The organism is Methanosarcina sp. (genome assembly GCF_049706645.1).
Lineage (GTDB): Archaea > Halobacteriota > Methanosarcinia > Methanosarcinales > Methanosarcinaceae > Methanosarcina.
In genome coordinates, this window is sequence record NZ_JBNAKP010000026.1 from 25346 (window position 1) to 48861 (window position 23516).

Sequence of the window (23516 nt, forward strand, 5' to 3'; positions counted from 1 at the left end):
ATTTTCACTACCAAATTAAGATTAGATTCTTTAGGACTTATACACTTGAAAGAAAGTTCAAGGTCAAAATTTATTGAGTTTTATCCTTAAGCATTTTGTAAGGTCACTTATAAATAAATTTGAAACTATATAGAGATGTACAAATATAATATATAATCAGAGATATGAAATTTTGCCAAAATTGATAAAAATGCTTTGAAAGTATAAAAGGAATATAAACCTTTATTTTCTCAAAAAATTACATCTAAAGCCTCTAAAATAGTACTGCGAAATGCCTCCAGAATGGTATATGACTGAGAGAACTCAAATAATATCACATATGTTTAAAATTAGGTCGTCCACTGATACAGGGTTGATGTTTTCAGTATAAAATACCCAACGTGACTTTTGATCGCGTTTTGATGCTTCTGCGACACGGTGATCTAAACACGCCAAAGTCATGGGAAAAGATGAGGGTATATGTTATTTCGATTACGTTTGAATAATAACAACTGAATACAAACAGACGACCTAACTTTCTTTTTAATATTAATTTGGATAGATGAGTAACCAAACTCACACCCCCGGGAACCTACCCCTACATAAACTTATTTTTCTGATATCGATTCAGGTTGTCGAGATACGTGCATAACGGGCAACCTCAGTAAATCTGATACGTTTTTGATGTCAAGGAGATCTCACGAACTCATCTATACAAAAATTGTAAAGTTTGACAGCTTATTGAATGTTTGCGTAAAACCAATGCAAACAACAAAACCTGTAGGCGGCTACGGTGATTGGTTCTTCCTCACATCATCTTTCTATTCTGCGATTGATAAGAAAAGAATATAATTAGAAAAAATAGTAGGGGCTATATGTGCAATGGAGAGCTTTATTCTAGCTGATAAGATATTTTGAAGGAGACAGAATATTAATTATGTAAATCAGATAAAATTATCTCTTTTTTTAGATCATATTTTTCTGTTATCGACTTCACGGAATTTAAGAGCTGTTCGTCTGCTATTGGTGATATATAAATTTTTTCAATTAGAATGTCGAGAGAAACCGGTACACAAATACATTTTTTATCACGATACTCTCTACCTTTCATCAAAACGTATGCTCTGACTTCATTCTCATATCCGCACTTCTCTTTGTCCTTATGTGTAAAAATATAATGCATATTTTTGTCGGGAGGCAGATAATCGGTAGAATAATCAATATAACTTACTGTTCCAATTTTAACTTCGTGTTTCTCATCTTCAGCGAAACATTCTTTTAATCTTTTAATATTTGACTTAATGCAAATTCCTTCACCCTTTTGAGTATATTCTTCCCACATCTTACCAGATTCGCATTCATTCTGATGCCAGCAATTTATAAAATGACCCCCGATCAAATATTGGAAAGATATATATGCTTCCATCAGTTCTATTAGCTCTAATAACAACTCTATATCGTTGTTTCTACCTTGACTGGTACTGTCATAGATAAGTTTCCATTCTTCAAAAGGGCCAGGCTTATAAAAATTTTTCTTAAAGTGCATTTCTATTCGATTTACTAACTCTAATGCCAACACTGGATTATCTGGATTTTCTGTATCGTACCCTCTGCGCTGCATGAGAACATTATAGAAATGTTTCCAGTTGCCAAATGGATTGCATCCTTCTAAATGATCCTTAAAACATTTAAAATTTGCAAAATAAATGGCTTGCTATTCTAATAGAAACTCGAATCTTTCAGAATCCATATACCTCCAAATTACAGTGGAGTCTGTAGGAGTTTCAAACGCTATATGTTCCTTATACATGGTATTCACACAGATTGTCATTAAAACATAAGAATTATTTTCTTTTTATTTTCTCATTATAAATTAGAAAAGTATTCTTTTTTCAATATGTCATATAAATTATTGACAATATTAAGAATTAAAATTTTGGTGCTCCCTAGTTAATTAGTTGATGTTTTGAGGCACCTGTAATTTAACAACTCTGTTAATTTCCATTTCTTATTAGTAATTCCAGATTCCTCTGCTGGTGCCTTTTCTTTCAAGTCCCCCCATTCCCTTTCTTTTGTTAATCCTCTGTGCTCTCTACAAAAGTTAAAATGAGTATAGTAAAGCCTCATTTGGTTGTATAGCCCTTTAACTTTCTTTGAAAATCCTATTGTTTTTCTTGAAATTCTATTATTATCCTGTCTAAAAGTCAGATTCTGTCTCTCAAGTAAACTTGTTGAGATTTCATTTTGATCTACATTTTGACCAAAGATAACTCTTTTTTCGATTTTGTGAAGTTTTCCTCCCTGTTTGCTTTTGACAACCTGAGCATATTTTAAATCTTGATCAGGCATTATTGCTGGTTTCTTAGGTCTTCCTCTTTTCCCAGTAGCTGGGAACTCTTCCAAAACTCAAAATTGTTTTAAAAGAGATTCTCTATAAAATTTCAGTCCATCTGTGACAAAAACAGGGATTTTTTCTGAAAGATGTTTATTAACCAGCTCAACAAGCTTATCTGCAACATACTGTTTTCTTGGACCTATTACAAAATCAAGTATCAGCCTACAACCTGGTACAAAAGCTACCCACATCTAGGGGCCATCATCTTCATAATTTTTCATTCTTGGAACTATTTTTTTGGATTATCACCCATAATTCGTCCATTTCTACCTTTGACACTTCCACGTTCTTCATCATAGTATCATTTACTTTATCGCATTGTTCAGCTGCACGGGCTAACCATCGCTTTAGACTGGCAGGTTGTATCACTAAAACATCGGCAATGGCTTGAACGCTCATTCCTTTCATAGACATTTTTAAAGCTAAACCGATAACTTGCTCATCTTTACGAAGATCGTGATAAAAAGTGCCGTTGTGGTCGCAAAATGCTTTGCCGCATTCGTGGCAACGATATCTTCTTGTTTTTTCTCCACGGCTTATGTAAGTACCATTTCCAACAACATTGCCTTTCCAACAACATTGCCTTGACCAGTAAGACCGTAGAGCTTGCAGTCTTTATTAGGACATGCAACGTCAGTAAATTGTGGTTTTGGACCTCTTTTCCCCATAAGAATACAGATCCAATTACTACTATATAATATCAATCAAATACAAATTGACCATCAATAACTAAGAAAAGCCAGAAACTCAAGAGGAGAATTTAGCCTATGCTCGGGATCATATTAATGACCTCTGCCCTTAAAAGAGCAATTCCAAGAAAAAACCAAAAGTTTTATATGAATCACATTGAGACACTAAATAGATTTGAACTACATAATATAAAACTCGATCTTATATAAAATGGAATAGTTCTATCTTTGTTGAGGAATAAATGAACACTGTCAGCTTGGCTCAAGTTTTTGGAATCGGATGCGACTTGCCCAAATACACATATGTGGACAGATCACATCTTGATGAGAAATTTAAATATTTATTATCAACTCAAAAGCACATTGTAATTTATGGCAGTTCCAAGCAAGGGAAATCGTGCCTAAGAAAAAAGGTATTGTCTGACTCCCAGTGTACAATCATTCAATGCATTCCTTCCATGACCTGCGAGAACATACTTCAACATATACTCGAAGTACTAAATAAACCCGTACCTAACGTAAGTGATGAAAAAAAAATTAACTCTACAAAAAATAGTTTGGCAGCAAAATTAGAAGCAGGTTGCTCATTAATTGGAAAATTTTTATTAAAAGGAGAGGTCGAAGGGACAGATTCAGTCGAAAGATCATGTTCTTATCAATACACAAGTGGATACGAAAAAAATATCCAATATATATCAAAAAAATTATTTGAAGAAAATAAAAAACTTGTTCTAGAAGATTTTCATTACCTCTCAGAACTTACAAAAGAAGAATTTGCCTTTGATCTGAAAGCTTTTTTTGAGAATCACACTTTTGTTTTGATAAGTGGTGTTTGGGAAGAGCAAAATATTCTTTCATATTATAATGGGGACTTATTAGGAAGAGTTGACGAAATTAATATTACATGGACTGATCCAGAGTTAAATCTTGTTCTTGCGAAAGGAGCAGAAGCACTTAACATAACTTTTTCTAACAATTTAACTGAGAGAATTATTAAATGTTCTTTTCATAATGTCGGATTAGTTTCAAGAATTGCAGAAAAACTTTGTTTCATCGAAAACATATTAAAAACGCAAGAAGAATGCAAAATACTTTCAAACTATAATTCATTAAATATAGCGATAACATCTCTAATAAAGGAAATGGCCAAACGATACGAGAGAATTGAAAATGTATTTAAATCGAGGCCTTTCAATAATTACACAAACTGCTGTTTCTATCAAATTTTCAGAGCAATAACAGAATTTGACAACAAGAGCTTATTAAATGGAATTCATCGCAGAGAACTCCACCAAAGAATTCGGTATTTTGACAAAACGATAACTGAAGAAGATTTAAAAAGTACGTTAGAAGAGTTGGAGATTTTACAATCTGAAAATAAGATCTCTCCGATGCTAATAACCTATAATAGAAGCATGCATGAAATAATTTTAACTGACCGTGAGTTTTTATTTTACAGAGAATATGGGGACGTCAAATGGGAATGGAGTATCAAATCAAACATGGATGATGATTTGGATGTTGGAAGTAGAGTAGTAACACGTCCATTCTTAGAAATTGAGAAAATAGGAGAAAATTTAATGGGTGAAAATATAGAGTATAGGCACCCATTATTAGGTACAATGGTAGTAGCACTAAAGGATGATAAATTAAGAGAGATTGTTAACCTTTTGAAGTCATCATCTTCGGTTTTGGCCATAAAAATTTCAAAAGAAAACGCATTCAGATCTAAATATATGGATTTTTACATAAAATTACTATACGATAGGGGATATGCAGAGTATGAAACGATAAATAAAGACGAAATAGAAGTTAGTTTAACCAAGAAAGGATCTACGTTTTTTATAGATTCATACCTTTTTGATCCTGGATCTAACAATAAGGAAAATATACACATTGGAAGTATAGACTTTGAATTCGAAAACAAAGATCTCGAAGTTGTAGTAAATAAAGTTAGATACAAAAAGGTGGAAAAGCAGCAATCTAATTATATTTGGGATTTGGAATTTGCAGTACTTAATAAAGGCCAAAGACCTTTATGGATAACCAGAGAAATATTTTTGAAAGACGAAAATAAGTATTACGACCCTAGAGGAATATGCTACTACACGAAAACGGAGTGCCTCGCTACAGATTCCTACTACGAACTTCTTGGAAGTGGGAGAAGAAAATATTACTATTCAACAGGAGTCTTTGATAATGGCGAAAAAATTGACTTTTCTGATTTATGTGGAGCAATGATAGAAGCATATGAAACATGTGAACCTTACATAGATCTAGAATTTCAAAAACTTCGATCAATAAATTCAATAAATTTATGTATGTCGTCGATGAAATCATCTGGAGCTTATCCTGTTGAAATCAAGAATATCAACTATTTAGAGAATAAAGAAGGTTCGAAATATATAATTATAGAAATAAAGAATAAAAATTCTGAGAGTAATAGTCTAGAATTTGTCAGCGAGATATATATTCAAGTTATTGAAGAAAGTGATGACCACAGATTGAAAGAGCCATTGCGCTTAAATACGAATAAATTTTTACTAACTCCAGGAGAGACAAAGGATTGTAGAGTTGATTTAAAAGAGAAGAATCCCCAAAGGATTAAAGGAATTTTGTTATTGATATATGTTAAAGAAGAATTTGAAAAATTAGCGTAAGACAAACTCTTATTTTAACTCTTTCTCTTCTTCGTTCTATAAATCAGCAGATAAAATCTCAATATCCTATTGAAATCGACTACTTTTTATAACTTGGGAGTTCGATTCGAACGCACGAACTCCTACAAGACCAGACTCTGAATAAAGTCCAATATACCAGTAAACAAAAGAAATCAGAAGAAAAAGAAGAGAGGAAGACCAATAAAGGTAGATCAGGAAGAATACAAAAAGAAAAGTGCAATAGAGAGGTTCTTCTGCTGGATAAAGTCATGCAAGAAAGTATTTCCAAGATATGAAATCAAAGAAATATCATACATGGGAGTTGTAATGTTAGCAGCAATAATGGAGTTAAATCAAGTTTTGGGGTGAGCTCAGTATAAATGATATTATTCAATCAATTGTATGATTGCTGGCGCTGATGTCTGATCCTCTTTTTCTGTTACCGTAAAACGCACGGCGAATTCTGTCCCATTATCCCTCTTCAGTTCAAGCTCGCCATCTAACTGGTCTACAAGGGAAGTTACCAGCTGCATGCCAAGAGTGTCAAGATTTTCCATATCGAAGTTTTCAGGTATGTCCACGCCGTTATCTGAAACGGTCAGAACGAAATTGGTAATCCTACAGTCTTCGTTTATGCTTTTTGTACATACTCCGTTTTCTTCTTTGTGTAATTCTATCCGGATTTCTCCTTCTTTTCTATCGGGAAATGCATATTTGAGAGAATTGGAAATGAGTTCATTGACAATTATTCCTAAAGGAATTGCAGTGTCCATATCAAAGAATGCATTTTTATCCAGATCCATCTTTAAGTTAATATTGAGATTTCCGACCGCATAAGTCTGTAGAAGGTTCTCAGCAAGTTCCTCAATATAGGGCGAGAAGTTCAAAGTTTCGAACCCTTTACCTTTGTATAGTTCCTCGTGTATCAGAGCCATAGATATAACTCTGTCCCGGCTTTCTTTGAAAGCTTTAAGGACTTCAGAATCCTGAATACACTCTCTATTATTGAACCTCTCAGCCGTAAGATCCAGGAGGGAAGATATAACCTGAAGGTTGTTTTTAATTCTGTGGTGAAGCTCCTTCTGGCGGGCAATCTCAATTTTTTCTAGAGCTGCTTCAATATCCTTTTTCTCAGTAATATCATATACCAGGGGGCACCTTATTTTTGATCTTAGAGCCTCTCCTGCGGCCACTTTTCGGAGTACTTTCCAGAACAAGCCAGGTCCGATAATCAAAGCTTAAAATTTTGAAGATACTCAAAGAAAGAACTTCAGGCAATACTTCTGAGGTCCCCCAAGGTCAAAGCCAAAGAGAAAACTACCGATCTCAGGACAGCAACTGCAAAGGTAACAACCTGCAAAGGTAACTGCCGTCTTTGCAGCTGGAGAACTTCCAGCTTTACATATGAATAATTGAAAAAATGATGTAGGTAAACACAAAGGTTATAACTGCAGTTTTGATAATGACCCCTATAATGTGCCTGGATATTCTTCTTTCTCTGGTTCTTTTTCTGAGTCAGGTATAAAGGAAAATTTTGCCTGAAAACTGGATGGTGCAGAATTTACGATTTAGATTCATCTGCCATTTATAGCCACATTAATCTATATGGACATTTTAATCTTGATATGGAAAAGTGAATTCCGATTGAGATTATTGCTAGTTGATAATAGAAGTTACTTTGCACTTGGTGACAGCTATGCTTCCATTGAGCCTAATAGAGGATAAGAAGTGATTTATATGACCGAAAAGAATTCACAGAAATTTGTTTTTGATGACGTCTTTGCCGAACGTATAATGGAAACTCCCCAATCTTTTATTCGCGAGATTTTAGAAGTTGCCATTGCTCCAGGAATGATTTCCTTCGCTGGAGGCCTTCCTAACAAAGACCTCTTCCCTGTAGAAGAATTACGCAAGGCATGTGATAAGGTTTTCAGTCTTTATGGCCCCGATGTCTTGCAGTATAGCAATACGGAAGGCTTATTTGAGCTTCGAGAATATATTGCCGAGCACTATAAAGAGCGAGGCGTTCTTCATGTTTCGCCCGAGAACATCTTGATAACCTGCGGATCGCAGCAGGCCATGGATCTATTGGCGAAAGTTCTTATTAATGAAAACGATCGGGTTGTTTTGGAAGAGCCGTCGTACCTTGGCGCTATTCAGGCATTTTCTCTTTTTCGCCCTCAGTTTATTACAATCCCTATTTCGGAGAAAGGAATGAACGTGGATCGGCTAAAGGATGCTTTTTCACAAAGTGTGAAGCTGATGTACATAATCCCAAACTTTCAAAATCCCACGGGTATTTCTTATCCGGAAGAAAATCGCAGAGAGATTGCTGAAGTTATCCGCGGCACCAAAACTTTTCTCGTGGAAGATGATCCTTATGGAGAATTGCGCTTCTCGGGGCGGCCCAAAACGTCATTCATGAATCTTGCTCCCGAGAACACTATTCTATTGGGAACGTTTTCAAAAATCGTTGTTCCTGCTTTTCGCTTAGGATGGGTCGTTGCTCCAAAACCCATTATTGACAAGATGGTGATCGCCAAGCAGGCGGCTGACCTTCATACAAATTCATTCTCGCAGCGCGTCCTCCACCAGTATTTGATTAACAATGATCCTGCAGCGCATATTGCCAAGATCGTGAAGCAATATGCTGCGCAGAAACAAGCCATGATAGAAGCTATTGCTCGGCACTTTCCGGAATCTGTTAAGTGTACGAATCCAGAAGGAGGTATGTTTCTCTGGGCAACTTTGCCAAACAACGTTTCATCTATGAAGCTTTTCGAAATGGCTGTCAAAGACGGCGTGTGTATTGTTCCGGGACATCCCTTTTACATAGGAAAGAACGATGTTTCCACTATGCGGTTGAGTTTCTCCTGTGTTGACGAAGCCACGATAGAAGAAGGCATTAAGCGTCTTGGAAAAGCAGCGCACCAGCTTTCTTTCGGCACCCAAGCTTTCCTTAAGACTCCGATAAAAAGAAACTCATGAGCCTTCTCAAAATGCAGTATTTTTTCCCCTTAAAACAACTGCATTTTGCAGGGAGTCTTAATCTCCTTTCCACAGTTCCAGCCATATTATAGCAAAAATACAGTACTTTTATGAAAACGATTGTATTATTAGCTGGAAACCCCTATACGGAAAGGACGGAAGAAATCATACCTCCATCCCCACCGCTTATTCTGGGAGCAAAGGACAGTCCTGCCGAAAAAGGGAGTGAAGCTTATAGGAGAAAACATCCTCAGACCACAGTAGTTCTGCTCCCCCCAGATTGTGGTCTTGATGTTTCGGTTTAAGGTCTTTACGGGAACGTTATTCTAGATCAAGATCTGATTTTTTTACTTCAAAAAGCTCAAGGAAGTCCTTTTCTAGTGGTATGCGAAGCTTTCTATCTCGTTTTGAACTTAACGTGAAATCAATTGTGTCTACATCTGAGTCAACTGCTCGGTAAAGATATTTTCATTTACCTTTTACTTTGATATAGGTTTCATCAACTCTCCATGAATCATTTGTTGGTCTTAAATGCCTTCTTATCTTCTTTTCTATTTCAGGTGAATATTGATGTACCCATCTCATGATTGTTGTATGGTCGACTTTTATTCCTCTTTCTGCCATCATTTCCTTTAAATTTCTATAGCTCAATGGATATTTTAAGTACCATCTTACTGTTTGCAAGATGATTTCTCCTACAAAGTGTTTCCATTTAAAGGCATTTATCGGCATACCATACACTCCTAAATTCCTATTTATTTTATAGTATCGATCTCATATTTTTTTGCAACGGAACCAGAACATCCACTATGGTTTTTTTCTCCAGGTGATCGTAACTAGAATGAGGGGAACATGAAACAGCAAGATAATGAACTGACGGCATATTGCGGACTTTTTTGTGGGGATTGCATCCGATATATGAGCAAAACCTCTGATTTAGCCTCACAACTATTAAATGAGTTAAGGAAAGTAAAATACGAAAACTATGTGAAGGTCAAACAGAAGGATGTTAAGGAACTTGGGAATTACGAAGCAATGGTCTCTGCTATGGAGGCTATCTGCAAATTAAATTGCGATCTCCCTTGCAGGTCGGGAAGCGGTGGGTGTGCACAGGGATGTGAGATTGCAAAATGTGTTAATTTAAAAGGAATTGAGGGTTGTTGGGCATGCAAAGAGTTGGAAACATGTAATAACTTTGAATTTCTTAGACCATTCCATGGAAATGCCCCACATAACAACATCAGGAAAATTAAAAAATATGGTCTGGATGAATGGGCTGCCCACAGAGAGACCATATACATCTGGTCAGAAAAGATTTCCGAGGAATGATGATTTCAAGCTCACTAAATGACTCATGATTCTACTGGAATAAATAATAACTATACTAATGATTTTTTATTAGTAGCGTCTCAACCGCCTTCTAATTAATCAAGCTCTGAACTTGAAGCATTGTAATTATTGTGCATGGCCTTCAGGAAGCTGAGAAATCAGGGCCTATTGAGAGTTCATAGGGGAAAGACTGGAAGTCTCAGACCAGGAAGTATTTTCCGGTGTTGCCGATTCCAGGGACCTCCTGTCCTCTGTGGGCCTTCCGCAAGCTGGAAAGGATTTATATTATCCTGCACCAGCAGGAGCCTGAGAAGGCTAAGAAAGACCTGGGCCAAGAAGAGAAAATAAAGAAACTGAAAGCTAAGATCAATAAAGAGCAGACCGAACTAGAAGAGCTAACAGAAGAACTGAAGATTCTGACAGAAGGCTTAGAGCCATAAATTGTTAAAGCGTTATGAAAATCGCAGCCGGGACTCTGTAAACTTGGAGCCTGTAATATGGTAACAGCTGCAGAACTCCGAAGAAGACTAGAAGTTCTTGAGTGTGGCCCCAGATTCCAGGAAACAAAGATCTTTGTCATAGATGGTCAGACCAGGCTGTGGCAAAAGCCCAGTGGGAGGCCGTTAAAGCCTGGGAGCAGGTCCACCCCTGGGGGTAGGGGGTAATACCAGCGTTACTTAAATGAGACGCAAAATAACTAGCTTATACTGAGAATTCGTAATGCTACCCATCTCTTCATATTTTTTATTTTTTCGACCGATGAATATAAGAATATTTTTATTTTTCTTCTCAATAGCATATTTCTCAAAAACTTAAAATTAAATTGATACTGATAACGTCTAAATATTGATTATATTTGGTCCTCTTGATACTGATTTCAAGATTTCTCCCTTGAATAAGTTAACTACTTTGCGTCTCATTTAAACGACGCTGGTATTACCCCGATTACCGCACCATCCAACGCAAAAAAAAACCTGAGGGCTTTGACCCAAAGGTACGGATTCAGGCTATTTACCGTAACTAAAATTTGAAAACGGAGCTGAGCCCCAAAATATATTTTAATTTCTGATCTACTATTTTTATACGCGATCTTGTAAATTTCATAGTCTTAGTATATAATATATAATCGTTATCAGTCTGCGGGATGAAATATGTGGTATGTTTTTCTTCAGGTTTTTTTGTATTTGATAGTACGGTAATCGGTCAAATCTCTAACACTCTTATAAGATATCTGAATAGCATGATTTACTGACATATAGGCAAAAAGTGACCACATAATCAAAAATTAAATTGATGTACGTAACAAATTATTATAAATTTATCAAATGTTAACATTTTTCACTATGATCTGCTATGTGTTTCTCACTATCTTTTTGCATTGAAGTCACGGTTATCGAGGGGAAAATATAGTAGTTTAGAATATAAGGTTACTCGATATCGATTTTCTAAAGGTGCTACATAGTCTCTGGAATGAAACTAAACTCAAACGCATAGCAGACTTTAGCCAATAATGATTTTAAAAGACGGTTAAACAAAAGATTGCCTAATATGAAGGAGCATTTTCAACTTCAAAGATGACTTTGTGGAGTAAATTACCAAGAATAATAAACCCAAAATGATTTTTATGAATATGGTAAAATGCGTTATGATTTTATTAAATTTTAATGCAATTTGTAAAACTTATCTGCCTTGCAGTAATTAATAATCAATTTCCATAGAAATTTCATAGCTACAAAATGAAAGGCAGCTATTTTCAGCTTATATGTTATTTATTTGCCTAAAAACTTAGCTAAAAATCAAAGAAACAGCTACATTTTCTCATAAAACGTAGCTGTAAAAATTGCTCTTTTCTGAAGCTAGTAAAGTAGATAAATTAACCACGCAGAGGGGTAGTACAGGGTTATTATCTGCCTATCTGTTTGGGGCTTATCAAAAAGAAAAATGGCTACATGTTATCAATAACCGTAGCCATTGGAAAATTTATACATAATCGAGAACGTGAAACGTTTTTAATTTTCATCGATTGGTTATTTTTCCATATCTATATATGCAGACTTAAAATTAGACAAACTACTACCACTATTTTGTCCAAGGTCGTTATCGTTTACACTCCCTGTAGCTGTGGCTGCTCTATAATTCGAACTGCTGGTACTCCTAAATCTGTAATCGCCGCTTGTTGAAACATAGGTGGAACTACCCTTCTCAACTTCACCTGTTCCAGTCCAATCAGCAGTGACGTTCAAGGTCTTTATTTCACCTGTATACCAATTGTAAACGTTAATTGGAACCTGAGACAGGCTTGCAGAATTAAGCTTTTTATCTATGCTGAAAACATCATCGGTCGTAAACGTGTACCCATACTCATCATTAACTGTATATCCGGTTGTGGTATCCCATGTATAGGTACTCAGATATATCTCAGTCCCATCGTCAGATTTAACTGCAGATAAATAAGTGTCGGTAATCAGATCACCATCTGTTTTAGACCAACAGGCCCATGCAGAAGCACCGTTGTCTCGTTGAATTGTTTTAGATTCCAGAGCTTGTACACTGGTAGCCAGCGAGAGCAAAATTATGAGAGCAAAAATTACTGAAAATACTTTTCTCATTATATCACTTCCGTATATTCTCAAATTTAAATATAATACACAAAAATTTATGAATGCAGTTGTATACATTTACAATACATACAACTGTTAAACATAATTTAGCGTTATCCTATATAAAACTGTGTAAATCTTTTAAAATTGTAAAAAGACCTAAAAAAAAGTAAAAAATGAATTTATACATTTGTCTGCTCATGAAGGAAATCGTTTAATTTCACTTTTTATTTACTGACTGAAATTTTATGCTAAATGCTACATTATCTACTCTAAATGGGACGTTTATCGAAGGGAAAAATATTATCGTCTAAAAATCAATTCTAATGATAACGTTTTTCAGAATCCTGTCTATAGTCTTTGGTCTTTGGAATAGCTATAAACAAAAACACATAGGCACGTTTAAACATGGCGTTTTTATTTGACGAGTGAACAAAACCCCTGAGGAAATCGGTTTTTTCTCTGCGTTTTGATGCTCTATTGAAATTCCAATTTTCCACAGGATATGAAGGTAAAAATAAGAATTGTTTATAAATTTAGTGTTACGAAGTTATATTTTTCATACTAACAGTCTTTTTAAGTTAAAACTGTCTTCTAGACGAAAATTTCAGGATTTGATTTAAAATTTTGATGATGTATTTCTACTGTAAAAAATAAACGTGTTTGATAAAATACTGACTTACAAATAAAGGGGAGCTTCTCCCAGCAAAAATCTCTAGAAATTACCTTTGATTACAGATGGATTAAAAATAGAATATACTTGGCTAAACTCACTTTGAAAACAAATATTATATTAAAATATAAAAGATAATTAAAAAGGAATAGCTGCGTTTTCTCTTAAAACGTAGCTGTCAAAAATACTTTTCAAAAGCTAGTAAACAGCTCATTTTTCGTATTTTGTTTGAGTTCTGTAGTTTAGCGATTATACTTTCTTTAGATTTAATAGTTACCAGAAGGAATACAGTACTCTTCATAATTATATTCATCCATAGCATCGTTTATGCTACAACAAGTTTGAGTTTCAGGATCGTCAAACGTCAAGTGGAGTACTGGGAGTATCACCCTTAAAATCCAGTGTATTATCGCCAGATTCATCAGTGTCAAAACTCCAATCCCAAATTCCACTAGTATATTCATAGTCAGTAAAATCCATTACGGAAGCTCCGCCTTCATAGTCAGTAAAATCCCATACAATGCCACCGTGATCATAACCCTCAAAATCCATTACGGGAGCTTCGTCACCAGCAGCTAAAGCTGGTTGAGCAGCTAAACCTGTTAGTGCAACACAGACTAGCAGTGCGATACTTATTGCTTTTTTAACTTTGCCTTCCATACGATATCACCTTCTTATTTTTTATTCAATTTATATTACTTTTCAAATTCTAAATAAGCTAATCCTAAAACTCAAAACTCTTCTCTGGATCTCGTTTTGTAAGTAAGTGATCGAGTTTCCGGATTCTGGACTCCAATCGCTAATCTCACACCCGATTGAATTCTAAACTCTACAATCTCTAAATACCCATATAATTTGTATGACCAAAGTCTCTAACAATTACCACTTTAATTAAATTTATAAGAGAATGGTAATTGAAGTTAAGCAGGCAGAAGCGTCATACTTGGAACTGTATTCATTTTTTACTATATGGTATGAAAAAATAAAGCCTACCACTACTTTTAAAGTCTTTTTAAACTTCTTTGGATCAGTGTATACCTCTAAAGGGTAGATAAAGATTAAAATAAAGAAATAGTTTTTAGATCCAGCCTAGTGTCGCGTCAGCGGTAAAATGTCGCATCTAATCGATTACAATTATTCGGAATCGTTCAATCCTTGAGGATTGACGCGACACTAGAGTTAATTAGGATTTTTTTGGGAGTTTTCCCTGATGATTTATACCCTTCTAAAGCTTTTACCCAATTTTCCCCGTCCCATTTTTTCCAGTGCATCATAATCATTGCACGGTTTAACAAAAGTTCTTCTCCCGAGTCGATGAAATCGTTTCCATTTTTGAGTCCATGTTCGAAAGTATATCTAAGGCGTCCAGAATACCACTCTAAAAACTGTAATAATGCTTCGGATTTTGACATCTTCAGATTCTGCATAAAGAATGCGATACAGATTTCTTGAAGTTGATCTTGTCTCGGTAGCCAGATATAATTAATAGGATTACTTCCGGGATAGAGTAAAACCTCAACTTCCTCAAAAGCAGGATTATAAAAAAATCACCGGATTGGAATACCCATTTTCGCTGAATTTCCTTCGCTAATAAGCACATTTTGATATATTTCTCTGATATATCCACTTAACCATCCTCAAAATGAATTACGAGTGATAGGTTAAAAGGAGCACCCGAGCTGTGTGAAAGTATTTTGGTCTAGATATTGATACCTGCTATAGAGGACTTTGTATTGGAGTCGTGGTTTAAACTATTTTACTTAATCACTAATTTTAAATACATTTCATGCTAAGCTATTTACGATTTATTTTTAGAGGTTGCAGATATGGGGCTTAACAATGAGAAAGAAAGCGGTACTATTCTTTTTAGAGAAGTCCAGGAATCTGATCGAAAACTGATGATACTACTTGGTTCTATGGCTGCAGTTCCTGTTGTTATTTTATGGTATTTTATATCTAGTTTTTTTATGATGATGCCTGTTCTGGTACTCGGACTTTATTTCCTGATTTCTTTCTTCAAAAAGCTCGTTACTGAAGTTCGGGAGGATGGAGTATATGTTAGCACATCTTCTCTTGATTCTTCTTTCAGATCATTTCCTTTTAAAAATATTCAAAGCTATAAAGTTAGAACCATTGATGAAATGATTTATCATATGAGGGGTTCTGTTAAAGACATTCCTCGTCCTTATACCTCTATTTATGCTGTTAGATCCATTTTTGCCGGCTCTAGCAGTGGTGTGCTTATTGAGTTTATGGATGGAAGAAGTATGAGCAAAATAATGATAGGCTCATAAGTTCCCGAAAAACTAGCCGAGGCTATCAGAAGAGGCATTGAAAGACAGACTTCTTTTTGATATCACATGCTGTTTTTTACAATAATTCTCAGATAATGGGCGGGTGAGACAGTTTCTCCCGCCCAGGCTTGAGGAAGGTCAGGATGAGAGGATCCCTGCCTCAGATACAATTGCATAGTCTTTTAATAAATGATGGGTCAAAAGTAAAGGAAATCAAGGCATAGCTCAGTGGTACTTTATGGCAAATTATGAAAGATAGGAGTGAGTAAAATGAGTGAATACGAATTAACCGACATTGAAAAAAAAGCCCTGGATAATTGGATAATGTTAAATATACTCCCTCAAAAAACACCAAACAAAAATTACACTAGCTATGCACTTAAAATTTTGTTTGAACAAACACCAGATGGTTTCTTTATTACAAATAAGCAATTCAAAGAAGCAATGGTCAGATGTAATTTCTTACCTGTGAATAAAAATAAATTAAATTGGGAATTCCGAATTTCCTTAAAATCTCAGGGTTGAAATAATCTAAATAAGGTTATAAACTTAACATATATTGAAAAAGCTTATCCAATTTTCCCAAGTAAGAAATATTCCAACAGAGTTTTAAAAAACGCATTTCTATTAATAAACAAAATTTGTTTATCAGATATTACCCTGCTTCCTTGGAAGAAACAGTCCTTTTGAATTGCATAATCGGAAAAATCCTCTTTTCGAGCAGTAGTGGACAGCCCTTAGCGTGCAGGGTACGCATACACACTTGTGTTGACTGGAATAAATTAGGTTTTCCAAAGGCACTTTGCATTACATGAAGCAGAACGCCAAATCAGGTGAACCGTTTACTCTTAATACTCATGTTCTGGAAAGGGTAAATAAATGGGAAGCATTGGTTTCAGGTCAAAAGTAAAAATGATTAAGAAAATACTGTAAAGGGTTATAGAATCTAAATAATTTTACCTCTTTTAGTAGAACTTTTTAAAAGAAAAGAGAGGGAGTGTTGCGAATTTACTTAAAAAGATCGAAATTTTTAACTATTTATGATGGTCAATAAATTCCCTCTCATATTAAAGCTTCTCCAATTTTATTTTTGACTCCAATGATTTTACTTTTTTACTACAATATAATTAGATATCTTTCTTGTGTTGCTACCTAACTCATTCTTTACCGTTAGACTGACAGTGTATTTTCCTGCTTTAATGTATTGGTGTACGGGATTCTTATCTGTCGAAGTGCTTTTATCGCCAAAATTCCAGAACCGTGAAGTAGGCACCCCTATACTCTTATCTGTGAATTGAACCTGCAATGGTACTTTTCCTGTTATAGGAGTCGCCCAAAAACTAGCACTAGGAATTGCTGGTTTTTCTAAAACATTTATAGTAACATCCTTTGATGCTGTAGTATAGTTTGCAATATCTGTGGGAGTGAAATCGACATGTAGTGTGTGAGTACCAACATCCAGTATAGTTCCCAGTTGCTTATTGTAAACAAAGGTTCCAGGTACTGAAGCAGAGGCACTTAATTGAGTGTCGCTCAATTCTATTCCAGCTATGATGTCAGCAAGGTTATTCCATGTAATTGCGGGAGTAGCTTTCAGAACATTGATTGTAACGTCCTTTGAAGCTGTGTTGTAGTTTGCAGAATCTGTGGGAGTGAAATCAACATGCAATGAATGCGTACCTGCTCCTAGTACAGTTCCTGCGGGCGGAGTGTAAGTAAAGGTTCCAGGTACTGAAGCAGAGGCACTTAATTGAGTACTCCCTAGAGCTGTTTCATAGATTATATCAGCAGGAGTACTCCAGGTTATTGTTGGAGTAAATTTTTCTATTGAGAACTTCTGAATGCGCTGATTCTCAGTATCGGTAACATAAGCATTACCTAAAGAATCTACAGCAACATCATATGGATACTTAAATTGTCCGTAGTCGATTCCACCAGAGCCCCATTTAGTAATGAAGTTACCGTTGCTATCAAACTTCTGAATGCGGTTATTACCCGGTTCCACAACATAAACGTTGTCTGAAGAATCTACACCAATACCGCTTAAGCCATTATAAAATTGACCATCACCAGTACCTTCAGAGCCCCATTTAGTGATGAAGTTGCCATTGCTGTCAAACTTCTGAATGCGATGATTACCCGAGTCCACAACATAAACATTGTCTGAAGAATCAACAGCTATGTCATTTGGACTATTAAATTGTCCATCGCCGGAGCCTTGAGAACCCAATTTACTGATAAATGTGCCATCACTGGAAAACTTTTGAACGCGGGGATAAGCCCAACCCGAAGTAGTAGCAGCCAAATCCATAATATAAACATTGCTCGAAGAGTCAACAGCAATCCACACTGGAATACTAAGTTGTCCGTCGCCAGTGCCAGAAGAACCCATTGGTTAATGAAGTTGCCGTTGCTGTCAAACTTCTGAATGCGATTATTGCGCTCTTCGGCAACATAAACATTGTCTGAAGAATCTACAGCAACATCCCGTGGATACTTAAATTGTCCAGTACCAGTGCCTTCAGATCCCCATCGGGTAATGAAGTTACCGTTGCTATCAAACTTCTGAATACGATGATTACCAAAATCGGCAACATAAATATTATCCAAAGAATCCACATCAATACCAATTGGAGTTTTAAATTGTCCATCACTGCTGCCATAAGAGCCCCACTTTGCAACAAAAGTATAAGTTTCAGCCTGGGCAACTGAAACACTCATCAATCCAAGAAAGAATAAAATCAAAAATAACAATATTTTCTTAGAAATATTGACCTGCTGAATATTCGTCTTCGAATCCTCCTCATAGGTTATTTAAGTTGTGCTTTTACCAAATTTTGATTCTTTCGTTTTAACTTCAATAAATTAATTTTGGAATCTATAATGAAACATAGTTAAAAAATAGGACCACATAATACTTTTCTCTATAAAGAAAATGATTTGAATAAAAAACAATAAATTTCTATTATCAGGCTAATTTTATATTATTTTCAGTTCTTTCTATGATATAGAACTTACCAAATTTGTATAACTCGAGAAAAGGCACCAGACAGAAGAGGACCTTAAGTCTATGCACAATAATTACTTTATGCAGGTTCAGAGCTTGATTAATCAAAAGGCAATAGAGGCACCTGGAAATAAAAAGAGTCGATGGAAGTTTTGGTGATCGTTTTAATCTTTTGACTTACCATTAATGGCGTTTACACGAAGCTGATAAAAAATCCAATAAAATAAAAATAAAGGATACCAATTCAAGTACAAGAATTAATTCATCATCAGGACTCATAATAAAGTAGATTTTATGCGGATTCAAAATACCCGCATTATATAAAATGCATTAAAAGATACGTTTAAACTAACGCTTAGTTATTTCGTTTTGTCTTTTTTGCTGGATCCAATAATCCTTATTACATCTCTTCATTCTCCTACTCATTTATGCAACCTTCCTGCTGGTCACTACTCAGACCCAGAGAGATAGACAACAAACTACAGTTAATGCGAATAAAGCAAACAAATCAATTATAATAAATACAAATTCAGCAAGAGAACCATGTATATAAAAATAGGTAAGAAAACTATCAGGTTGAATAACGAGAATGGCAACCAATAAGCTTACAATTAACGCGAAATAGTTCACCATACGTACACCTAAGATGGGTGTTTTTTTCAGCCATTTCCTAGTCTCTGTTATCCGTGAGTTTATATTATTGCCAATAGGTCTATCATAATTTGTATTTGTTATCACTACGGTATAGCACATGATGAAAAAGATAAAAAGCACGTACCAAATATACGATGTGCCTTGATTTAATGTTTCTAACAATGTGACTATCACTAAATACGTCTGAATTAGATATTTTTTTTCATCATAAACTCTTTGCCACTCTATGTCATTTGTAGATGAAAATGTTTAGTTAACATTTCCATTTATACACCTCATTTTTAATTATTTGTTTATGTATAAATCATCTTCTTTTTCTAATGTTTTTCAATCCGTTATTGTATGGGATTAATTTATACCGATAATTCCATAGGCAATCGTAAAACTAAAGATTAACGCATAAACCACTCTATCAACAATTTAGACAATTTGTTGCTTTTTTCATTGAATTTTTGCTAAATTGTTTATTTTTATGGCTCTCAAGTTTCAAGAACGCTACATTTATAACCTATTGTTGCTATATATAATATGGGAGTCTAAAAAATAGGAGTATGAAAAATGGGATATTCTAAAGAATGGCTTACTGAAGAGGAAGTTAAAAAACTTCTTGAACTTCCTAACCTTGAAGAAAAATACGAAATCTGGATTCTTTTGCTTTATACACCTGCACTTAGGGTTACAGAGGCATTGAATATTAGAGTGCGTGATCTTATCCTTGAGAAGAAGGAGATCAATGTAATTGGGGGTAAGAAGCGTAAAGACAATGAAATAGAGCCTGTACCATGTAACCTGCAGGTTCTTAGACAGATTAAGCGTTATGCTGAAAGGTGCGACTTAAAGCCCTCTGATTTCATTATGTTTTCGAACAAAGGAAAGAAGGCAGACAGATCATGGGTATATAAGAAGCTTAATGATTTGTGCCAGGAAGCAGGAATTGACAAGAAGATAGGCACACATACTATGAGAAGGTCAAGAGCTACTCACTTACTTAATAGAGGTATTACACTGGCAAAGGTATCAAAGTACCTGAGACACAAAAATTTAGCAACCACTATGGCTTATTTAAAGATTACAACTGCAGATATTCAGAGAGAGCTCGACGAGCTGGGAGATCCTGTAACGGACATAATCGGCGGGAGCTTTTAAAGTGACCTTCTCAGACCTTAGTACCCTTCAATGAATTCTCATCAATCTTTTTGCTGTTTTCCTTTATGCAGTTCTATACTGCTAATTCCTTTTTTTAAAGCTATCAGAAAAAATAAGATAGATTATACCTCCCTGATAAAACGAATCGTTTCTAGGTCTTCTGGTTAAGCTGTTTCTACACATGTTATGTACATATTTCGTACATACAGAAAATGTACATTATACATACTCAGCATGTTCTCAAGCCTCTATATAACGCTTTTGTAAAAGATTATATATAATCATTATAAAGGTACTATATACATATTTGTGATAGTTATATACACTTAGACAACGTACATTATATACCGAAGTTTGGGAGTTTCGGAGGGTTGAAAATGATTCGTAAAGTGTATAGTAACAACAGTGCTGGTACACTGATTATATCAGTGCCTGCAAAATTTACAAAGGAAATGGGACTCACTAAGGAAGACAATGTAAACATTGAATTGGTTGGAAAAGCCCTACACGTTTCTAAGGTGATCCTGCAATGAAAACGACTACTGTTTTGAAAAAAAGACGGGAGATTACCTTCTTAAAATTCCATTGGAAGTTGGGGGGTTGTTTGGATTTCAGGAAGGGCAAGAGTTCAGCATAATCACAACTGAAAGTTGTATTGGGTTTAGATGGTGTTAACATGCCTTCAATCCAACTTTCAAAAACAGGGGTATTTTCTGTAAATATACCTATTCGGGTTGCTAGATCATTAAAACTTCAAAAAGGAAAAAAGACAACTGTCAGAAAAGGAAAAAACAGCAATGAGCTTATTGTTACCATTGAGAGGAATTGAGCATGACCACAAAAACGGAACTATTGCAAGTTATCCGTAAACACTGCCTTGAATGTTGCGGAGGTTCCTACCTGGATGTAGAGAAATGCACGGCAGGTCCAGAAGCTAAACTTAGCACCTGCACATTATGGGCTTATAGGATGGGTAAAGATCCAGACGGACCTTCAGAGGCTAAGATTGAAGCAGGAAAAAAGAGCTTTAGATTCTTACAGCAGGCAAATACTCAAGCTTGATAAAATTCATTGAATCTTTAAATTTTATCCCGTCAATTGACGGACTTAAAATTATTTTACATTGCTTTATAGGAGTATCTGACTAGAAGGGATAAATCATATTTCATATGTGAGAAAAAGTTTCATGAGCCTTACAAAGAAAGCCTAATCTTCCTTCTTTTCTCTACAAGAGCCTGTGACCTTGCTCAGGCATACACACAAGCTTACTATTAGCTTGTCGCATCCTAACAATTTATTTTCAAGCATTCCGGTGTGGAACGGGAAAATCAGGCAATTTACTTACATCTGTCTAGACGCACGTCTACAAGCTTGAGACGACAGACAGAATATAGTAATACTGTAAAACTTAATGGTATCAAAGTACTGTTATAAATTGACAGGAATTAACAGCCATGACGACATTTTTTGTTATTTGCTTCGGGGAGTCTTCTAAGTTAAATAATATGTACTGCGCGTGCGTGTGTAGTCGCCGCTTTACATACATTGATGTTTAAAACCAGATGCAGATGAGAGAGTCGCATTAGATATATTTTAGAAACCAATATCAAATAAACTGTCGCTAAATTACGTATAAGGAACTGCTAGAAATAGGCAATAGTATCCCCAAAATAGCCTAAAACTGATAGCGACACCAACCAAAATTGAATGTCGTCAATATTTTGCTTCAACTAGAATCTACAAAAGTATATACAGAAGCCGTATTCTCTGCCATTGTTATACTTATTGAAGACGGTGATGGGCAGGGCACACCCCTAAGAATGAACGCTATCTCTGGCTTTCCCGCAATCACATTAAATCATCTTACCTGCAGTCTTCTATCATCTCTCTGCAGGGTTTCACATTCACCCCCATTTCTTTTCAAAGTAACATTTTCATATGCTTTTAACTGATTCAATACTTTGCCTTAAGACTATGACTGTTTGTAAATACGCCGCTCATCCTGACTGCATATGTAAACCTGGCTCCGTCCGCATTGCCAAACATGTGCAGGTTATTGTAAATATTAAAGCATTCAGGGATACTAACGCCTGAAGGACAGGGCATGCAATACTGACAGCCAGTACAGCCAATCTTCATAAGCTGGCGGTATTTTTGCTCAACTTTGCTAACAAGCTGTACTTCCGCTTCGGCCAGGGAGTTCGGATAGGCTTCTTCTGCCGTCTTCAGGTTTTCTTCAACCTGAGATTCCTCATTCATGCCCGAAAGCACAACCGTAACCTCGGGATGGTTCCACACCCAGCGAAGAGCCCACTCGGCAGGTGTGCGTTTTACCTCGGCTTCGTTCCAGATCTCCTGCACTTCAGGAGGTACCGGGCTGGCCAGATTGCCTCCGAGCAGAGGTTCCATGACAATAATACCCAGCCCTTTTGAAGCTGCATATTTAAGCCCTTCCGTGCCAGCCTGGTGATTCTCATCCATAAAATTATACTGAATCTGGCAGAAAGTCCAGGGATATGCATCCACAATTCGCTTAAAGTCCTCAATTGACCCGTGGAAAGAAAAGCCGGCATTGACAATTCGGCCGTCAGCCTTTGCTTTATCAAGGAAATCGGTCACACCGAGAGGCTCAAGTTTGTCCCAGACCTCTCCTGCGAGCCCATGAACCAGATAATAATCGATATAGTCCGTGTTGAGCCTCTCTAACTGGGCATTCAGGAATCTATCCATATCTTCACGGCTTTCCACAAGCCAGGAAGGTAATTTTGTAGCAAGTTTAACCTTTTCCCGATCTCCGTCGGCGAGCGCCCTGCCCAGAAAAGGCTCGCTTTCTCCCATGTGATATGGCCAGGCTGTGTCGATATAGTTCACTCCGTGGTCAATTGCATATCTAACTTGCCGCGCGGCTCTTTCCTCATCTATTTTGCCGTTCTCTTTTACGGGAAGGCGCATGCAACCGAACCCAAGTACTGAAAGTTCGTCTCCGTTCTCTGGCATTTTTCGGTACAGCATCTGTCGTTTTCCTGCTATTCTCTTTCACGATTTTTTCTTGATATTTCATTCTGGTTGATTGACAGATCACTCGTCTTTTTTGAAAATACT

General features: G+C 35.9%; 19 protein-coding genes and 2 pseudogenes. 11 read left to right on the forward strand and 10 right to left on the reverse strand.

The genetic code is table 11. The annotated features are described in order from the left end of the window. Positions 1-910: 910 nt before the first annotated feature. Complete coding sequence (locus tag ACPK8D_RS10580) at positions 911-1600, reverse strand: hypothetical protein (protein WP_424717817.1); 690 nt, start codon at positions 1598-1600, stop codon at positions 911-913. Positions 1601-1929: 329 nt separating this feature from the next. Further along, positions 1930-3042 (reverse strand): annotated as a pseudogene (locus tag ACPK8D_RS10585) (IS1 family transposase). Between the two features lie 263 nt (positions 3043-3305). On the opposite strand from ACPK8D_RS10585, the gene ACPK8D_RS10590 reads away from it, so the two are divergent. After that, positions 3306-5723, forward strand: coding sequence for a hypothetical protein (locus tag ACPK8D_RS10590; RefSeq protein WP_424717818.1), 2418 nt, complete (start codon positions 3306-3308; stop codon positions 5721-5723). 386 nt (positions 5724-6109) lie between these two features. Here ACPK8D_RS10590 and ACPK8D_RS10595 read toward each other — a convergent pair whose 3' ends face one another. Continuing rightward, positions 6110-6940, reverse strand: coding sequence for a sensor histidine kinase (locus ACPK8D_RS10595; protein ID WP_424717819.1), 831 nt, complete (start codon positions 6938-6940; stop codon positions 6110-6112). Between the two features lie 520 nt (positions 6941-7460). On the opposite strand from ACPK8D_RS10595, the gene ACPK8D_RS10600 reads away from it, so the two are divergent. Together ACPK8D_RS10600 and ACPK8D_RS10605 are read left to right on the forward strand one after the other, a co-directional pair. Further along, positions 7461-8711, forward strand: a complete 1251-nt coding sequence (locus tag ACPK8D_RS10600) for a PLP-dependent aminotransferase family protein (protein ID WP_424717820.1) — start codon at positions 7461-7463, stop codon at positions 8709-8711. A gap of 110 nt (positions 8712-8821) precedes the next feature. Further along, positions 8822-9016, forward strand: a complete 195-nt coding sequence (locus tag ACPK8D_RS10605) for a hypothetical protein (protein WP_424717821.1) — start codon at positions 8822-8824, stop codon at positions 9014-9016. 88 nt (positions 9017-9104) lie between these two features. Here the strand turns inward: ACPK8D_RS10605 and ACPK8D_RS10610 are convergent. Next, positions 9105-9443, reverse strand: a pseudogene (locus ACPK8D_RS10610) (IS6 family transposase); the annotation flags it as partial. A 120-nt stretch (positions 9444-9563) separates the two neighbouring features. On the opposite strand from ACPK8D_RS10610, the gene ACPK8D_RS10615 reads away from it, so the two are divergent. Together ACPK8D_RS10615 and ACPK8D_RS10620 are read left to right on the forward strand one after the other, a co-directional pair. After that, on the forward strand, positions 9564-10040 hold the full coding sequence (locus ACPK8D_RS10615; protein ID WP_424717822.1) for a DUF3795 domain-containing protein: 477 nt from the start codon (positions 9564-9566) through the stop codon (positions 10038-10040). Between the two features lie 221 nt (positions 10041-10261). Then, positions 10262-10480 carry a hypothetical protein gene (locus ACPK8D_RS10620; RefSeq protein ID WP_424717823.1) on the forward strand — a complete coding sequence of 73 codons (219 nt, stop codon included), beginning with the start codon at positions 10262-10264 and terminating at the stop codon, positions 10478-10480. Positions 10481-12067: 1587 nt separating this feature from the next. Here ACPK8D_RS10620 and ACPK8D_RS10625 read toward each other — a convergent pair. The 3 genes from ACPK8D_RS10625 to ACPK8D_RS10635 form a co-directional block, all read right to left on the reverse strand. Beyond that, on the reverse strand, positions 12068-12718 hold the full coding sequence (locus tag ACPK8D_RS10625) for a hypothetical protein (RefSeq protein WP_424717824.1): 651 nt from the start codon (positions 12716-12718) through the stop codon (positions 12068-12070). Between the two features lie 952 nt (positions 12719-13670). Further along, positions 13671-13973, reverse strand: coding sequence for a hypothetical protein (locus ACPK8D_RS10630; RefSeq protein WP_424717825.1), 303 nt, complete (start codon positions 13971-13973; stop codon positions 13671-13673). 488 nt (positions 13974-14461) lie between these two features. Continuing rightward, entirely contained in the window at positions 14462-14725 is a 264-nt protein-coding gene (locus ACPK8D_RS10635; protein WP_424717826.1) for a hypothetical protein, read from the reverse strand. A gap of 414 nt (positions 14726-15139) precedes the next feature. On the opposite strand from ACPK8D_RS10635, the gene ACPK8D_RS10640 reads away from it, so the two are divergent. Then, a complete protein-coding gene (locus ACPK8D_RS10640) occupies positions 15140-15607 on the forward strand; it encodes a hypothetical protein (RefSeq protein WP_424717827.1) in 468 nt (155 codons plus the stop codon). A gap of 270 nt (positions 15608-15877) precedes the next feature. Next, on the forward strand, positions 15878-16132 hold the full coding sequence (locus tag ACPK8D_RS10645) for a hypothetical protein (protein WP_424717828.1): 255 nt from the start codon (positions 15878-15880) through the stop codon (positions 16130-16132). A 580-nt stretch (positions 16133-16712) separates the two neighbouring features. Here the strand turns inward: ACPK8D_RS10645 and ACPK8D_RS10650 are convergent. Together ACPK8D_RS10650 and ACPK8D_RS10655 are read right to left on the reverse strand one after the other, a co-directional pair. Continuing rightward, positions 16713-17837 carry a PKD domain-containing protein gene (locus tag ACPK8D_RS10650; RefSeq protein WP_424717882.1) on the reverse strand — a complete coding sequence of 375 codons (1125 nt, stop codon included), beginning with the start codon at positions 17835-17837 and terminating at the stop codon, positions 16713-16715. After that, the gene (locus ACPK8D_RS10655) at positions 17786-18328 is read right to left on the reverse strand and encodes a 6-bladed beta-propeller (RefSeq protein WP_424717829.1); all 543 of its coding nucleotides are present in this window, start codon (positions 18326-18328) and stop codon (positions 17786-17788) included. The genes ACPK8D_RS10650 and ACPK8D_RS10655 overlap by 52 nt, the downstream gene beginning before the upstream one ends. Before the next feature lie 1498 nt (positions 18329-19826). Here ACPK8D_RS10655 and ACPK8D_RS10660 point away from each other — a divergent pair. The 4 genes from ACPK8D_RS10660 to ACPK8D_RS10675 all read left to right on the forward strand — a co-directional run bounded on the left by ACPK8D_RS10660 (position 19827) and on the right by ACPK8D_RS10675 (position 21476). Then, positions 19827-20414, forward strand: a complete 588-nt coding sequence (locus ACPK8D_RS10660; RefSeq protein WP_424717830.1) for a tyrosine-type recombinase/integrase — start codon at positions 19827-19829, stop codon at positions 20412-20414. Between the two features lie 377 nt (positions 20415-20791). After that, positions 20792-20947: a hypothetical protein gene (locus ACPK8D_RS10665; protein ID WP_424717831.1), complete on the forward strand. Its 156-nt coding sequence runs from the start codon at positions 20792-20794 to the stop codon at positions 20945-20947. A gap of 143 nt (positions 20948-21090) precedes the next feature. Then, the gene (locus ACPK8D_RS10670) at positions 21091-21243 is read left to right on the forward strand and encodes a hypothetical protein (RefSeq protein WP_424717832.1); all 153 of its coding nucleotides are present in this window, start codon (positions 21091-21093) and stop codon (positions 21241-21243) included. A gap of 2 nt (positions 21244-21245) precedes the next feature. Then, positions 21246-21476 carry a hypothetical protein gene (locus tag ACPK8D_RS10675; RefSeq protein WP_424717833.1) on the forward strand — a complete coding sequence of 77 codons (231 nt, stop codon included), beginning with the start codon at positions 21246-21248 and terminating at the stop codon, positions 21474-21476. A gap of 891 nt (positions 21477-22367) precedes the next feature. Here ACPK8D_RS10675 and ACPK8D_RS10680 read toward each other — a convergent pair. After that, positions 22368-23426, reverse strand: coding sequence for an aldo/keto reductase (locus ACPK8D_RS10680; RefSeq protein WP_424717834.1), 1059 nt, complete (start codon positions 23424-23426; stop codon positions 22368-22370). Positions 23427-23516: the final 90 nt, after the last annotated feature.